The sequence below is a fragment of the Actinomadura spongiicola genome (assembly GCF_003432485.1).
GTDB lineage: Bacteria > Actinomycetota > Actinomycetes > Streptosporangiales > Streptosporangiaceae > Spirillospora > Spirillospora spongiicola.
Map to the genome: position 1 here is coordinate 126,226 of NZ_QVNQ01000014.1, position 15,961 is coordinate 142,186.

11 protein-coding genes and 2 CRISPR repeat arrays (1 of these 13 cut by a window edge) are annotated in these 15,961 nt (G+C 70.0%); of the genes, 2 read left to right on the forward strand and 9 right to left on the reverse strand.

Annotated features, from left to right (window positions below; all coding sequences use genetic code 11):
• A CRISPR array of direct repeats spans window positions 1-14; the repeat unit is 29 nt (it extends 382 nt beyond the left edge of the window).
• Window positions 15-105: 91 nt separating this feature from the next.
• Window positions 106-500: a CRISPR direct-repeat array (repeat unit 29 nt).
• A 656-nt stretch (window positions 501-1,156) separates the two neighbouring features.
• From D0T12_RS32630 to D0T12_RS32655, 6 genes are all read right to left on the reverse strand, one after another.
• A complete protein-coding gene (locus tag D0T12_RS32630) occupies window positions 1,157-1,603 on the reverse strand; it encodes a C40 family peptidase (protein WP_158581719.1) in 447 nt (148 codons plus the stop codon).
• Between the two features lie 214 nt (window positions 1,604-1,817).
• A complete protein-coding gene (locus tag D0T12_RS32635; protein ID WP_158581720.1) occupies window positions 1,818-3,005 on the reverse strand; it encodes an FUSC family protein in 1,188 nt (395 codons plus the stop codon).
• Between the two features lie 63 nt (window positions 3,006-3,068).
• On the reverse strand, window positions 3,069-4,658 hold the full coding sequence (locus tag D0T12_RS32640) for an FAD-dependent oxidoreductase (RefSeq protein WP_199487836.1): 1,590 nt from the start codon (window positions 4,656-4,658) through the stop codon (window positions 3,069-3,071).
• The gene (trxA, locus tag D0T12_RS32645; RefSeq protein WP_117404664.1) at window positions 4,642-5,067 is read right to left on the reverse strand and encodes a thioredoxin; all 426 of its coding nucleotides are present in this window, start codon (window positions 5,065-5,067) and stop codon (window positions 4,642-4,644) included. The genes D0T12_RS32640 and trxA overlap by 17 nt, the downstream gene beginning before the upstream one ends.
• Window positions 5,068-5,107: 40 nt before the next feature.
• Window positions 5,108-5,557 (reverse strand): Hsp20/alpha crystallin family protein, encoded by a 450-nt coding sequence (locus D0T12_RS32650; protein WP_199487837.1) that lies wholly within the window; start codon window positions 5,555-5,557, stop codon window positions 5,108-5,110.
• An 89-nt stretch (window positions 5,558-5,646) separates the two neighbouring features.
• Window positions 5,647-7,221 (reverse strand): Na+/H+ antiporter, encoded by a 1,575-nt coding sequence (locus D0T12_RS32655; RefSeq protein WP_117404666.1) that lies wholly within the window; start codon window positions 7,219-7,221, stop codon window positions 5,647-5,649.
• Window positions 7,222-7,392: 171 nt separating this feature from the next.
• Here D0T12_RS32655 and D0T12_RS32660 point away from each other — a divergent pair, with 171 nt between their 5' ends.
• A complete protein-coding gene (locus D0T12_RS32660) occupies window positions 7,393-9,930 on the forward strand; it encodes a LuxR C-terminal-related transcriptional regulator (RefSeq protein WP_147339728.1) in 2,538 nt (845 codons plus the stop codon).
• An 82-nt stretch (window positions 9,931-10,012) separates the two neighbouring features.
• Here D0T12_RS32660 and D0T12_RS32665 read toward each other — a convergent pair whose 3' ends face one another.
• Window positions 10,013-11,824: an MFS transporter gene (locus tag D0T12_RS32665; RefSeq protein WP_233526427.1), complete on the reverse strand. Its 1,812-nt coding sequence runs from the start codon at window positions 11,822-11,824 to the stop codon at window positions 10,013-10,015.
• A gap of 278 nt (window positions 11,825-12,102) precedes the next feature.
• Between D0T12_RS32665 and D0T12_RS32670 the strand changes: the two genes are divergently transcribed.
• Entirely contained in the window at window positions 12,103-12,531 is a 429-nt protein-coding gene (locus D0T12_RS32670; protein ID WP_117404672.1) for a DUF2267 domain-containing protein, read from the forward strand.
• Here D0T12_RS32670 and D0T12_RS32675 read toward each other — a convergent pair.
• Window positions 12,518-15,370, reverse strand: coding sequence for an AAA family ATPase (locus D0T12_RS32675; RefSeq protein WP_117404674.1), 2,853 nt, complete (start codon window positions 15,368-15,370; stop codon window positions 12,518-12,520). The two genes, D0T12_RS32670 and D0T12_RS32675, sit on opposite strands and share 14 nt — an antisense overlap.
• A gap of 133 nt (window positions 15,371-15,503) precedes the next feature.
• A complete protein-coding gene (locus D0T12_RS32680; protein WP_117404676.1) occupies window positions 15,504-15,953 on the reverse strand; it encodes a DUF1931 family protein in 450 nt (149 codons plus the stop codon).
• Between the last annotated feature and the right edge of the window lie 8 nt (window positions 15,954-15,961).

The window sequence follows — 15,961 nt, forward strand, 5'->3', positions numbered from 1 at the left end:
TGGGGGTGGTCCGTACGACCAGCAGGTGCCCATCGCCGAGGTCGAGTGCTCCCCACGCCTGTGGGGTGGTCCGCCGCTCAACATGGGCGGCGGGGGCCAGGTGCGGTGCTCCCCACGCCTGTGGGGGTGGTCCGGCCCTGGCTTAAACCTGGGTGGCCACTTCGCGGTGCTCCCCACGCCTGTGGGGGTGGTCCGGTCGGTGGGACGCGGCATTCGGTGACGACGGTGTGCTCCCCACGCCTGTGGGGGTGGTCCGCCGCTGAGTTCTTGAAGGTTGCGAACCGGTATGTGCTCCCCACGCCTGTGGGGGTGGTCCGTCCGGGATGGCCCTGCTGATCTCGGGAATGACGTGCTCCCCACGCCTGTGGGGGTGGTCCGCGACTCAAGGGGTCGGGAGTGGTACCTCCCGGGTGCTCCCCACGCCTGTGGGGGTGGTCCGCCGCCGCCCACCACGCCGCAGCCGCCAGCATCGTGCTCCCCACGCCTGTGGGGGTGGTCCGGTTCCTACGACGTCATCCGCGCCCAACGGTGCGTGGTACCCACGCCCGTGGGGACCACGAAAGGGCGTCTGCGGTGGTAGGCGACGGCCGCGTGGTCCCCACGCCCGTGGAGGTGGTCCGCGGACAGACCTCTGTGAGGCGAAGCAACCACCCGACGGCTGTAGTCAGTTCCTTATCGCTCTAAAGATGCCTGTATTGCCGACCCGGGCGTGCCTTGCCAGTTCGGTCATATCGGCGCCCACCCAGAACAGCCGCCCTCGACAACGCGGCGACGCTCATCGGCAGCCAGCTGGGCAACAGAAGCCGAAACGGCCCTGACGGCCTGATCTCCTGACTGCCGACGAGCAGCGACTCTAGATAGAACGCACTGCCGCGTTCGCACAACCATCTGGCCAGCTTTCCTCGCCCGCCAGCGAAGGCGGGAGCCACCCACGGTTAGCGCTGCACAAGTGGAACCGGTCGGAGTCGGTGTGATCCTCGCCCGCCGGTGAAGGCGGGCGCCACGGCAATTGAGCTAGTGATATTACACAGAGCTTTGACTCTGTCGCTCATTCGAAATGGACTGTAGTGTCCAAAACTACTTCGGAACCTCTCGGTGTTCCCGTGTGCACTAGAGGTTCCGAAGGAGGTCTGGGGCTGGTGACATCAGTGACGTTTTACATCCTCTCAGGCCTTCCACACTGGTCTGTGGCTTCTTCGGGAGTGCGGACGACGTCGCCGGTGTGAGGGGCGTGGATCATGCGGCCCTGGCCGTGGTAGATCCCGACGTGGTGAATGGTGGCTGGGTTGGTGGGGTTGGTGGCGAAGAAGAGCAGGTCACCGGGTTGAAGGTGAGGGCGGGGGATGTGGGGTCCAGCGTTGTAACGGGCGGCGGCGACTCGGGTTAGGTGGAGGCTGCTTGGGCCCAGGCGTGTTGGGTGAGGCCGGAGCAGTCGAAGCCTTTGGTGGCTGCGCCGTGGGCGATGCCGTAGTAGGGCCGGAAGGTCCGCCGCCGCCCCAGGAGTAGGGGGTGCCGAGCCAGCGGAGGGCTGCGCGGACGGCGATGGCGCCTCGTCCGGTAATGGTGGGAGTGACGTAGCGGGCGGCTTAGGTCTGGACTCCACCTGGTTCGTTTCCCTGTTTGGTTGCCGGCTTGTGCCGGCTCTAGCCGTGTTGCCTTTGATTCGGTGACGGCCGCCGTGCCGACGAGCTGGCAGGCGTGGATAGGCACGCGGACATGATCGCTTACGGCTTGAATTCGGTGGGCTTCACCCCAGTTGATTCGGTTTGGGTTGGTTGGGGCGTGACGAGGCGCGGCTTGTCGATGGTGGGTGTGGGTTAGGAGCGTGCTCGGCGGAGGTCGGTTCGTCGCCGGATCGGGCTGAGTGTGGCGGGGGGTGAAGGCTTGGGGATGCGGAGTCGGCGGCTCGGGCGCCTTGCCGCTCGGGTTCGTCGCCCGGACTCCAGTTCGCTTCTCAGGCGGTCCAGGTGGACGAGGAGTTCGCCATGGAGCGGCCAGTCGGGGCTGTCGGCCCGCAGCATCCCGGTCAGCTTGACGCGATCTTCCCTCGCGGTGTCCAGGTGGGAGGCGATCTGGTCCTCGAGGTCGGTGTCGCCTGTGGTGAACTGCTGCCGGCGCATCCGCCCGTAGGTGCCCAGCGCCGAGGCCAGATGCCTCGTGGTCGTGGCCAGCAGGACGCGGGTGTCGCTGTTGGACAGGGGGTCCTCGTGCCCCTGCTCGGGTTCGTGGGCGTGGTCGGCGAGGCAGCGGGCGAGGCCGCGGATGGTGACTCCGCAGTGTTCCAGTGCGACCAGAGTCTCGCGCAACGCCACCATGGACCGCAGCATTCCGACGCCTTGCGGATTGAGGCGGACGCTTTCCTCGGCGTGTACGAGTTCGGCGTCCACGCGTTGGACTTCCCAGGTGAGGGAGCGGGCCCGGGAGAGCAATTCGTCGAAGATGCGTGGTTCGGGGCGTTCTTCGACCGCGTCGGCGATGGCGTGGAGGTGACGGGCCATGGTGTCGCTGAGGTCCTCCAGCGCCTCCTCGGCTGCTTGGATCTTGATGGGCGAGGTCAGCAGCCCGGCGATCAGGCCGGTGAGCGCGCCGACGAGGGTCTCCACGATCCGCCCCGTGGCCGCGGCGCCGGTTTCGAGGGCGAGGATGAGCATCGCGCTGATCGGCACCTCGAGGACGTAGTTGCCTAGCCGCATGACGAATCCGCAGATCAGTGCGGCCGTGATAGCCAGGCCCAGGCTCCACCAGCTGAATCCCAATACGCTCGACAGCAGTGCCGCGACCAACACGCCGACGACGACGCTGACGACGCGTTGCCAGACATGGTGAATGGTCTGGTACAGCGTGACCTGAACGACGAGGAGTGCGGTCAGAGGGGCGAGGACGGGTCTTGGGCTGGTAGCGGGTAGCCAGGACGCGAACTGGAACGCAAGAACCGCTGTCACGGCGAGGCGGGCGATCACGATGGTCGTCGGCTGTGTGCGCAGCCGCTTCAATCGCACCCGCACCGGCGTGACGGCAGTGCGTGCCGCCCCACGTAGCCGCTGGTCACCGTTCATTCCACGCCCACATCACCCCAGGCGCTCGAACGCCAGGTGGACGGCCATCGCTCCCTCTCCCACCGCGGAGGCGACCCGCTTGATCGAGCCGCTCCGCACATCACCCGCGGCCAGCACGCCGGGGAGATTGGTCTCCAGCGGCAGGGCCTGTGGGCCGCCGGTGCGCACATACCCCCTGTCATCGAGGTCGACCATGCCGGACAACCAGGCGACGCAGGGGTCGGCTCCGATGAAGACGAACAATGCGCGCACCCCGAAGCGGCGGACCTCACCGTTCCGGTTGTTCTTGGTGACGACCTCCTCCAGGAGATCATGACCGCGCAGTTCACGGATCTCGGTGTGCGGGAACACTTCGATCTCGGGGCAGTGTTCGATCCTGTCGATCAGGTAGCGCGACATGTTCTCGCCGAGTTCTCCGCCCCGGACGAAGAGCAACACGCGCGTGGCGTACCGGGCCAGGAAGACGGCCGCCTGACCCGCAGAGTTGCCGCCACCGACGATGGCCACCGGTACGTGACGGCACTGGAGCGCCTCCACCTGGGTCGCCGCGAAGTACACGCCGGCGCCGTCGTAGTCGTCAAGGCGCGGGACGTCCAGCCGGCGGTAGCGGGCGCCGGTCGCGATGACGACCGTGCGGCCGGACACCTCACCGCCTCCGTCGAGATCGACGGTGTACCGGCCGTTGCCCGCGTGCAACCCCGTGGCGCCGCCGGGCACGTGCAGTCTCGCGCCGAACCTTCTGGCCTGGATGACCGCCCGTTCGGTCAGCTCCGCGCCCGAGATGCCGACGGGGAAGCCGAGGTAGTTCTCGATCTTGGACGACTTCCCGGCCTGTCCCCCGGTCGCGATGGCATCGACGACCATCGTGTCCAGGCCGTCCGAGGAGCCGTACACGGCCGCGGCCAGCCCGGCGGGGCCCGCGCCGATGACGAGCATGTCGTGCGCCGAGGAGGACGGCGCCGACGGCGGCAGCCCGAGCAGTCGGTGGAGCTCGTTGTCTCCCGGATTGCGCAGCACCCGCTCACCGTTCAGGATCACGACGGGAGTTTCGGACGCCGGGACGCCGAGCTTCGTGAGAAGCGATTCGGCGTCCTCGTCGTCCTCGACGTCGATCCACCGGTGCGGCAGCCGGTTGCGGGCGGCGAAGTCGCGCAGGCGCAGGCAGCGGGGAGAGAAGTGCGAGCCGATGATCCGTAGCCCGGCGCCGTGCTCGATGAGCAGGGAGCGACGGATGAGAAACGCGCGCAGGACGAGGTCGCCGAACCAGGGCTCCCGTTCGGCCAGCTCGCGCAGGCATCGCGGCCGTACCGCGATCACCTCACCGGGGTCCTCGACGCGGGCGGTGAGGAACGTCGGTTGACCGGTCAGCAGGCCGAGCTCGCCGAGGAAGCGTCCCGGTCCGTGCACGCGGATGACCTCGCCCTTGTCGAGCATCACCACCGTCCCGGCCACGAGCACGATGAAGTCGTGGTCACGGTCCCCTTCCGAGAAGAGGACGTCGCCGCGACGGGTCGGGCGTCGTTCCCCGTATGCCGCGACCAGCCCGATCTGCTCCCGGTCGAGTCGAGGGTAGGCGCCGTACAGATCAGGTGTCTCTTCCAAGGGCTTCCTCCACCCACGTGCGGAGCGGACCGGCAGGTACTGCGCCCGCTCTCCGGTCGATCACCTTCCCGTCGCGCATCAGCAGCAGCGTGGGAACGGCACGCACGGCGAAGCGCTCCCGGATCTTCGGTGCCCGGTCTATGTCGATCTTCACGAGTTTCAGCCGCCCCGCCATCTTGTGGGCGATGCGCTCCAGTGCCGGGCTGACCGTGCGGCACGGCGCGCACCAGGTCGCCCACAGGTCGACGAGGACCGGTACGGAGGAGCGCTCGGCGACCTCGGTGAAGTCCTCGTCTCCGGCGTCTGCGATCCACGGGAGCGGCCGGTGACAGTTGCCGCAGACCGGTCCGCCGGCGGCGGCGCCCGGCACACGGTTCTTCGTGCCGCAGTGCTCGCAACGAACGATCATCGGTCCCTCCCGCGGATGCGGGGGAAGTGCCCCGTACGGGTCAGCCCTTGACCTCGATGTGGCGGTCCTTCTCGGTCGTGGCCTTGGGGACCGTCACGGTGAGCACGCCGTCTGACAGTTTCGCGTCGATCCGCTCGGCATCGATGTCACCGGGCAGGTACACGCGGTACTCGAACCGGCCGGTGCGCCGCTGCTTGTGATGCCGCAGCCCGCGCCTCTCCCGCTCCTTGACCTCTCCCGTGATGGTCAACTCCCGGTCGTGGAGGGATACGTCGATCTCGTCCTTCTTCAGGCCGGGAAGTTCGGTCTCGATCACGTAGGCGTCGTCGGTCTCGCTCACGTCCCCCGCAGGCGCCCAGGGCAGATCCGTGGCGGTACCGGCGAAGGCCGCGTTGACCAGTTGTTCCATCTGCTCGTAGAGGGGGTCGAAAGCCCTCGGCCTCGGGTTGAGCATCGTGTCGGCGGGGCGGCGGATGCTGGGCAGTGCCATCGTCTTAGCCTCTCGTTGGACGTTGTCTCAATGGGACGTTGCCCGCCCGGCCGGTCCGGCACATCCTCAGGGTTGACAGGTCCTCCCGGTCAGCCGACTTCCCGGATGTCGGGGTCCTCGAGATCGAGCCACCGGTCCACGGCCCGCATCACCTCTGCGCTGATCCTGCCTTCGGAGTAGAGCCGGCGCAGCTTCTCGCGCTGCGTTCGCACCAGTTCGCGGCGCAGGACGAGGACGTCGGTGACCTCCTCGTCGAGGTCCTCGCCGGATTCGGTGCGGACCTGGTCCCGGAGGCTCTCGTACAGCCGGCGGAAGGTCCCGCCGGTGCGATCGTCGACCTCGCCCTTCTCGATGAGCTCGTCCAGCCGGGCGAGGGCGGCGTCCACCACGGCCTTCCGTGCCTCCTGGTACTCGATCCGGACGCGGTCGGACTCGGTCATGCCCAGCCGTCTCAGCAGGCCGGGCAGCGTGGTCGCATACCCGATCAGGGCGGTGAACACGACGGCGCCGATCACGAAGAGCCGCTCGCCGCGCCGTTCCGGCGGCAGACCCGGCGCGGACATCGGCAGGGACAGCACGATCGCCAGTGAGATCGCGCCGCGCATACCGCTCCAGCCGATGACGAGCCGGTCGCGCCAGGGCAGATGGTCGAAGGCGAAGTGCCGACCGGGCAGGTACCGGGAGAGCGGGAAGACGAACTGCGTCCAGGCGAGCCGCAGGGCCACGATGACGGCCGTGACCGCGACCGCGCCGAGGATCGCCGACGACCACGCCGCGCCGGTCAGCTGGCGCACGATGAGGCGGACCTCAAGGCCGAGCAGCACGAACAGCGCCGATTCGAGGAGGAAGACCAGCACCTGCCAGAACAGCTGTCCGGGCAGCCGGGACGCCGGCTGGAGCATGCCCTCTCCGCGGGTACCGAGGTAGAAGCCCGCGCAGACGGCGGCGAGCACCCCGGAGAAGCCGAGCTCGTCGGCCGGGACGAACGCGAGGTACGGCGTCAGCAGGCTCACGACGATCTGGCTGCCGGGATCGCGGATCCTGCGGCGGAGGCGGGACGCGACGAAACCCACCAGGAGGCCGTACGCCACACCGCCGGCGACGACCTCGGCCAGCCGCGCGATGCCGTGCCCGAGGGTGAAGGACGTCGTCAGCGCCTCGACGGCAAGCACGAAGGCGGTGAGCGCGACGGCGTCGTTGATGAGGTTCTCACCTTCGACGATGGTCACGAGCCGGCCCGGCGCGTTCAGCCGCTTCATGATCGAGATCGCGGCGACGGGGTCGGTGGGGGCGACGGCGGCACCGAGGGCGATGGCGGCCGCCCAGCTCAGGTCGGGCAGGATCCCCCGCAGGACCGCGGCGACGGCGAGGGTGGTCACCGTCGTCAGGCCGATCGCGAGCGCCGTGATCGGCACGGCGTCCGCCTTCGCCTCGCGAGGGGCGCTGAAGAACGCGGCGTAGTAGACGAGCGGGGGCAGGAAGCCCAGCAGCACCACTTCCGGTGGTAGCGCGATCTCGGGCATGCCCGGCAGGAACGCCGCCGCCGCGCCGAGCACGACGAGAAGGATCGCGTCGGGCACTCCCATACGCGCGGCCAGGGCCCTGGAGAGCAGTACCACGACCGTGACGGCCAGGCCGACGATGAACAGGGACTCCGGACCCATGATCGTGGCCTTCCCGGGAAGGCCACGTCCAGCCGAAGACGCAGGTAGGGAAATGTACAAGCGGAACTGATCCTCCGGTGACCACCGCCGGGTCACTCGAGGGCGCTCATCGTCGGTTGCTACCCGTACTGAGGATATGGGGCGCGTTGCGGCACGCGCAGGGTGGTGGGCGTGACCGAGGTACCACTGCTGGGTTCGAAGCTGGAGGTGCCCGCCCCTCCACCGGGGCTGGTGGAGCGTCCACGCCTCGGCCGCGTTCTCGACACGGGACTGCGACGGCCGTTGACGCTGGTGAACGCTCCGCCCGGCTGGGGGAAGTCCGTGCTGCTGAGCTGGTGGACGAGGGCGACGGACCTCCGGGTCGGCTGGCTCGGCGTCGAAGACGGGGACGACCCCCGATTCTGGTCCTACCTGCGGGCGGCGCTGAACTCCACGGGAGGATTCCCGGGCGACGCCCTGCCGTCGCCGGACGAGGCGCCCCATGACGTGTTCCTGGCCCGGCTGGCGGCCGTGCTGGCCGGATCCGCCGCACCCGTAGGCGTCGTCCTCGACGATTTCCATCGGATACGCGACCCGCAGATCCTGAAGGGGCTGGAGTATCTGGTCCGGCACGCCGGGCGGGCACTACGGGTGATCATCGTGACGCGCGGTGGCCCGGGACCCCCGCTGGCACGTTCACGGCTCGCCGGCGCGGTCACCGTGCTGGAGGCCGCTGAGCTTTCGTTCACCATGGCGGAGACCGTCGAACTGCTGGCCACACTGGGCCTGGAACTGCCCGACCGATACACGCGCATGCTGCTCCAGCGGACAGAGGGCTGGCCGGCGGGCCTGCGGCTCGCGGGGCTGTCCATGCGAGGACACTGTGATCCGCCGCGCTTCGTGGCCGGGCTGACCGGCGACCACGAGACCATCGCGGGCTACTTCGCCGCGGAAGTGCTGGACGGTCTCGACGGCGGGCATCTGGAGGTCCTGCTGTGCGGCTCTGTGCTGGAACGGCTCACCGGCGGCCTGGCGGACGCCCTCACCGGCCGGTCGGACGGTGAACGGATCCTGGCCGAACTGGGCGACGCCGGCGCCTTCCTCGACCCGGCCGGCGACCGGCGCTCCGCGTATCGCTGCCACCGTCTTCTCGGCGATTTCCTTCGCCGCGAGCTGGCCAGGCGCGCGCCTCGGCGAGTCCCCGACCTGCATCGGCGCGCGGCCGCATGGTACGCCGCGCGAGGCTCATCCCCGGAGGCGCTCCGGCACGCCCTCCTGTCCCCGGACTGGCGGATGGCCACGGATCTCCTGGCCGACCACTGGCCCGATCTCGTGCTGTCGGATTCGGCCCCACCGTTCTGGGCGTCCGACCCCGCGCCACCGGAAGCGGCGCTGCGCGACAACCCGGATCTTGCGCTGGCCTGCGCGGTGAACCAGCGGATCCTCGGTGATCGGCGAGGAACCGACCGCTACCTGCGGCTCGCCGAGGACCACCACGCGGCCGAGGCCGGCGATGAGAAGGCCACGGCGATTCGCCTGACGCGGTCGGTGGCGGCGGGGAACGTCGCCGCGACGTTCTCCCAGGCATCGCGGCTCCTCGCGCACCGGGAGGACGGTGAAGGCGCCCGTTCGGTCGCCCTTTCCGCGCTCGGCACGGCCCGGCTGGCGACCGGGGACCTGCGCACGGCGGAAAGGGCACTGGACGACGGGCTGGCCGCGGCCGAGCGTGCGGGCCTGGACCGGGCCCGGGCGGTGTGCCTCAGCAGGCTCGCCGTGGCCCGTGCCCTGCTCGGCGAACTCCATCTCGCGGGACGGACCGCCCAGGACTCGCTCGGCTTCACGGCGGCGCCCGGAGTCCGCGGGTACGCCTATCTCGCGTTGGCGATCACGCACCACGAGTGGGGTGAAGGGAACGAGGCCGCGCGGTACCTGGATCTCGCGGAGAATTCCGGTGACCGGCTGCTCGCCGCGCTGATCGGCATCGTCCGGCTGTGGTCGCTTCAGGCGGGCGAACACCGCTCCCACGCGGACGAGGTACTGCGCGAGGCCCACCACGAACTCACCGGCTGGCCGGTGCCGACGTACATCGCGCACCGGTTCACCGCCGCCGAGGCGGCGCTGCGGACGAGCCTCGGGGACACCGGCACGGCCGCCCGGCTCCTGGCCGACCAGGCGGGGGCATCGGGCGGCTCGGCGCCGCTGGCGGTCGCGCTCGCGCGCACGCAGCTGAGGGACGGCGATCCGGACACGGCGATACTGACGGCCGCCGGCGCGCCGAACGGTGAACTGGGGCTCAGACTGGAAGCGGGCCTGCTGGAAGCGTTGGCCGCCGACCGTCTCGGCCATGACCGGCACGCGTCCACGACCCTGGAGAAGACCCTGCGGCTCGCCGATCACGAGCGTTTCACGGGGGTGTTCCTCCGCGAGGGCCGGGCCGCGCGGCGGCTGCTGAGCGCCCATCTGGACTCGGGGACGGCATGCCGGCCGTTCATCATGGAGATCGTCGGATGCGCCGCCGGGGGGACGGACGGCCCCCTCGAACCGCTGACCGAGCGGGAGCTGACGGTGCTGCGGTACCTGCAGAGCGTCTTGACGACCGAGGAGATCGCGGCCGAACTGCACCTCTCGGTCAACACCGTGAAGACACACACGCGCCACATCTACCGGAAGCTCACCGCCTCCCGGCGCCGGGAGGCGGTGCGCAAGGCCCGGGAGGCTCGGCTTCTCTGAACCTCCCGGGCCTTGCAGTCGCTCACCGCAGCCGATCACCCGACCTGCTACGGCGGCGGTTCGCCAGGACGGCAGGCGAGCGTCATTGCTCGTCCCTTCTGGGGTCTCCGGGGCCGTACCTGTGGTGCGGTAGCCGCCGCAGGCGCCCCTCCTTGGTCGCCTCGACCAGGGCGCTTCTGAACCGGCCGGGGCCCCAGCCTCGGGCACCGACCCGCTCCGCCAGGTCGCGCCGCTCCACCGGACCCTCCGCGGTCGCGCGGGCGAGATCCTCGATCTCATGGTCGAGTTCCCGCTCGGCGACCGCCGTCGATCGGCTTGGCGTGCCCGTGGTCCCCATCATTCCCGGCGAGTAGGCCTGCGAGCCCCCGGGGCCGGGACGGAAGCGCTGCGGCCCCGTCGTCTCCCGCTCATGGCGCCGGGCCGCACGTTCCCGGACGCGGCGATCGCGTTCGGCGGCCAGGCGCATGTCCTCCGGCGACAGCTCCCGCTCCATTTCGGCCCGCCGGAGGCTCTCCTGCTCCTGCGGCGTGGCGGCGTCGGCCTCCTCCGCGGTCAGCGGACGGGCGATGTTCTCCAGAGACTGCTGTTCGGCGCGGACACCGAAGATCAGCTCGGCGATCCCGCCCAGCATCATCGCTCCGCACCCGATGAAGAACCCGAGAGCGACCAGATCCAGGCGGCCGCTGCCGATGAACTGGCCGAAGAGCGCCGGGCCGGTGATCCCGCCGACCGCGGTGCCGACGGCGAAGAACAGGGCGATCGCGAGGGCCCGGGTCTCCATCGGGAAGATCTCGCTGACCGTGAGGTAGGCGGAGCTGGCCCCGGCCGACGCGACGAAGAAGCTCAGCGCGACAAGGACGATGAACGTCGTCGAAGTCAGCATGTCCGCCATGAGCAGGGCCGCCGTCGTTGCGATCAGCGCCGCGGAGCCGAAGTAGGTGCCGGCGATCATCGGCTTGCGGCCGACGGTGTCGAAGAGGCGTCCGAGCACCAGCGGCCCCATCAGGTTGCCGAGCGCGAACGCGGCCATGAAGTAGGGCACCGTGCCGGATGCGACGTCGAAGAAATCGCTGAGGATAGTGCCCAGGTCGAACGTGACGGCGTTGTACATGAACGCCTGGCCGACGAAGAGTGAGAGCCCGAGCACGGTGCGGTTGGGATAGCGCCTGACCGTCACGCGGGCGATCTCACCGAAGCCGATCGACCTGCGCTGGCGCACGGTGATGCTCTGCGCCGGAGGAGGCAGCGGCTTCCGCTTCTCGGCCTGGACCTCCCGTTCGATCCGGGCGACGATCCGTTCCGCCTCGTCCTCATGTCCATGAATGAACAGCCATCGGGGGCTTTCCGGGACGTTCCGGCGCACCAGCATGATCCCCAGCCCGAGGACCCCGCCGATGGCGAAGGCCAGCCGCCAGCCGAGATTCGCCGACAGCAGGGCATCGTTGAGGAGCAGCACGCTGCCGAGGCTTCCGACGGCCGCGCCCAGCCAGTAGCTGCCGTTGATGGCGAGGTCCACCCGGCCGCGGTTGCGGGCGGGGATCAGCTCGTCGATGGCCGAGTTGATGGCCGCGTACTCACCGCCGATACCGGCGCCGGTGAGGAAGCGGAACAGGAACAAGTACCACGCCTCGGTAGCGAAGGCGGTCGCCACGGTCGCCACCAGGTACAGCCCCAGTGTGAGCATGAACAGTTTCTTGCGTCCGAAGCGATCGGTGAGCTGGCCGAAGAAGAGCGCACCCAGGCATGCGCCGGCGACGTAGAAGGCCGCGGCGGTGCCTATGCCGCCGCTGGAGATGTCGATCCCGCTGCCCGGCTCGGTCATCCGGGCGGCGATCGAACCCACGATCGTGACCTCCAACCCGTCCAGGACCCAGACGGTCCCGAGGCCGATCACGATTCTCCAGTGGAACCTCGACCAGGGCAGACGATCCAGCCGAGAGGGAACCTGCGTCTGGATAGTGCCCAGTTCACTGGCAGTCGTCATTTCTCCCCCCTTGCAAGGCAGGTCGCTGCCATCGACCAGCGTCCGGGCCAAGGGGGTGAACGAGCATCGCCCAGGCCGGGTGAAACGGGCCCGTCTCCGGCATCACCCTGATCGGGTGACGCGTTCTCACCCGATCCGGCGCGATGCTCGGGGACGGAACGTCCACCTCATCCGGAAGGCAGGCTGACATGGGCGCTACGGGGTTCTCGACCTTCGACAAGACCATCGACAAGACGAACCACGTGCTGCGGGAGATCGAATATGCCTACGGGTGGTCGAAGGAACAGCGGAACGTGTCCTATGACGCGTTGCGCGCGGTCCTGCATGCCTTGCGCGACCGGCTGACCGTGGACGAATGCGCGCATCTGGCCGCCCAGTTGCCCTTGCTCGTCCGCGGCGTCCACTACGAGGGCTGGGACCCCAGCCGGGTGCCCGTGAAAATGGGCAGGGAAGAGTTCCTTCAGCGCGTCCGGCGCGACTTCCCGCACGAGGTCGGTGATACGGAGCAACTGGTCTCCACCGTCCTGCAGGCGCTGCGGCAGTACGTCACAGAAGGCGAGTGGGAGGACATCAAGTCCAGCATCTCCCGGGATCTGCGCCCGCTCATTCCGGTCTAGGCCGTCGGCGGGCCAGCGGCGACCCGGCCTCCGTGCCGTCGTCAGAGTCCTTGGATTGCGCGCGGGGAAGGTCGTCGGAGTGTTCGAGGACCTGGCGCGCCAGCTCGACGCGCGAGCGGACGTCGAGTTTGCGGAAGACCTGTCGCAGGTGGAACGCGACGGTGTGTGCGCTGATGAACAGCTGATCGGCGATCTTCTGGTTGGTGAGCCCCTGGGCGACGAGCCCGGAGATCCGCTGCTCGGCCCCGGTGAGGCTGGCCCAGCCGCTCGCGGGCCGGTCCCGGTGGTGCCAGTGCCGGCGGCGTTCCCCCATACGCCGCAGGCGCCCCCGGATCCGGGCCGCGTCCCGCTCGGCACCGGCCGCCACGTAGCAGGACAGGGCCTCGTCGAACCATTGGATCGTCCGGCCGCGTGCGCCGTCCCGCCCGCCGAGCAGCGTGCCGAGGTCCTCGTAGGCGGAGGCGCGCGCCCACCGGTCGGCATGGTCCGCGGCGGCGTCTCGCAGGAGGTCGGGTTCACCGTGCAGCAACCCGCGGGCGTGCCCGGCGGCGGCGGACAGGCTGAGCAGCCCCGGGTTCAGCCGGGCGAGACGGTCGGCCGCCGCGACGACCTTCTCGGCCGGTCTGGCCTCACCCGCCGCGACCGCCGTCCGTACCAGCCAGGCCGCCGCCGTCGGATCGCAGAGGAGCGCCCGGCTGTGCTCGGTCAGGTCGTCGAGAAGCCGACCCAGCCCGGTCATGGCAACCCGTGGCCCGTCGCAGGCCTCGGTGACCTGCGCCCGGACCAGCTCGCTACGGGTCAGGTCGAATGGAGGAGGTGCCGGTCCGCCCGCGTCTTCCTCACCGTGGGTGTGCTCGACGGCCGTTTCGAGGTCGCCGGAGCGCAGTGCCGCGACGCTCAGCGCGGACCGGGCGGAGGCGCTCAGCAGGCGCGCGCCGGCCGCGTCGGCCGCCTCCAGAGCCGCCCACGCGTCGCGGATCGCCTCCTCTGGACGCCCCTCCGCGAGGGCGATGCGTGATCGCACGATCGCCGGTCCGGCCGCCCAGCCGCCCCTACCGATCCCGTCGACCCCACCGGTTCCCAGCACCATCGTTCGCTGTGCCTCGTCCATGAGCCTGGCGTCCACCAGCAACGCGGCCAGGACCAGGCCAGGGTGGAGTCGACCATCCTGCGCGCCGTCGCTGGAGGCCTGCCGCACACTCGTCCGTGCGAGGCCGAGCGCGTCGTCCAACTCGCCCTTGTCCCAGCCGTTCAACGCGAGGACGATGAGCGCCCCGCTCGCCAGACCCTGGCCGGGCGCGTCATCTGCCTTGACGAACGTTCTGGCCCGGTCCAGTGCGCCCGCGCCCTCGGGCAGGCTCGTGCCGGCCTGCAGGAGGGCCAGTTCGGCGCGGTCGCGCACCTCGTCCGGCAGATCCGGCATGTCCAGCACGGCCCTGGCCGTGTCCGACGCCCTGACGGCCTCGCCTTTCGGCACCAGGACGAAGGACAGCGCGGTCAGCAGTTCGGCGGTGGACGGGCCGGGCGCGCAGTGGTCGAGCGCGGCCTCCGCGAGTTCCGCGGCTCCCTCCAGGTCACCGGCGGCGGCGAGCGTGCGGATCGCCGTCATCGTGCGCGCGAACCACCGCGGGTCGGCGAGCTCGGTGAGGTCGAGCGCCCGGCGCGTCAGCTCGGCGGCGACCGCCGGGTGGGTGTCGAGCATCTCCGCGCTCGCCCGGTCCAGGCTCGGCAGGACCTCCGGGACGCCCGGCACCGCCCCCGCCATGAGGTGGGACGCCGCGGCCCGCACCCGGCCGCCGTGCTCCAGCAGGGTCCTGCCGATCTGCACGTGCAGCGCCTGCCGGACGGGACCGGGGATATCGGCGATCACCGATTCGCGTACCACCTCGTGCCGGAACACCAGCGCCTCTTCCCTCGCCGCCAGCAACCCGGTCGCCAGCATCGCCTCCAGGGACGGCAGCAGTTCGGAGGGGGTGATGCCGAGCAGGTCGGCGGCGACCAGGGGGTGGAACGCGGGCCCCAGCATCGCCACGAGTTCGAGGAGTCGCCGGGCCGCCGGATCCAGGTCGTCCAGCCGGCCTTTGACGGCGAGACGGGCCCGCTCCGGCAGCCGGGAGGTGACGAGGCGGGCGCGGCCCTGGGAGATCACCACCCCGCCCTCGTCGAGCAGGCCGTTCATCAGCTCGAGAAGAAGCAGCGGATTGCCGCCCGCCCTGTCCGCGAGCACGCGCAGGTCGAGGTCGGGGGACGCGCCCAGCGTGGCGGTGACCAGGTCGGAGACGGCCTCGTCCGGCAGCGAGCGGAGCCGAAGCAGCGCGGCGCCACCCTCCTGCAGGCGGAGGAACAGCCGATCGAGTTCGGCGTCGCCGCGGCCGGTGCGGCGCGCGAGAATCCAGTGAACGGGGGACGACGCGAGCCGGATCGGCAGCGTCTGCAGCGCGCGAAGAGCCGCCGGGTCGGCTCCTTCGAGATCGTCCAGCACTACCAGCAAAGGGGTGGAGCGAGCCCGCTGCTCCAGGGCGGCCCGCAGCCGCTCGGCCGGCCGGTCCTGTCCGCCGGACGGCCGCGGAGGCGGGCGGGGCTCGTCGAGTGCCGTCAGCAGTTGCTCCAGGTCGGCGGGCCGACCCAGACCGGAATCCGGGTCCGCGACCACCACCGCGAAGCCCCCGTCGGCGGCCCTCCGCGCGGCGTCTTCGAGCAGGTGGGTACGCCCGATTCCCGGCTCCCCCTCGACGAGCATGACCCTCGGGCCGTCGACACGCGTCAGCAACTCATCGATGCTCGCTCGTTCCCGTTGGCGACCGAAGGTCGCGCCCCGCGTAGGCGGCCTGCCATCCATTGAGGCACCGTGCCCCTGATTCGGCAGGGGATACACGCTGTCACCGCGTCACTGGCCCATTTTCGGGCAAATCAGAATATTTTTGAATAAAGGCGGATTGTTCGCCGCGAACCAGCCAGAGCGGCGGTCCGGCTCACAGGAGCAGGTCGAAGATGCGCTGGACCGCCTCCCACTGCTCGGTCTGCGGGTTGCGCCGGTCCGGGAACATGATGCGGAAGGCCTGCGCCAGCGCGTAGGAGAGACCGCCCGCGATCTCGGGAAGCCTCTCGTCCGTGACATCGCGGACCGTGAGGTCCAGCGGCGGCCGCCTCGCCAGCAGCTCCAGGATCGGCTCGACCTCGATCTCCTCGTCCAACCGGCGGAACCGGTGGACGCTCTCCTGCAGGCCCTTTGTGATCGGCAGGTCGAACGGCTCGATGATGTCGCGCCCGCTCGCCTTCGCCCTGGCCTGTCCGATGAGGAGGAGATCGTACAGTTTGGCGTCGAGGAACTCGTGGTAGCGCCGCAGATCACTCTTGTCGATGTCCAGCCCGGCGGCGGCCCTGAAGAAGCGCTCGAATCTGCTGATTCCGATCACGGCCATGGAACCAC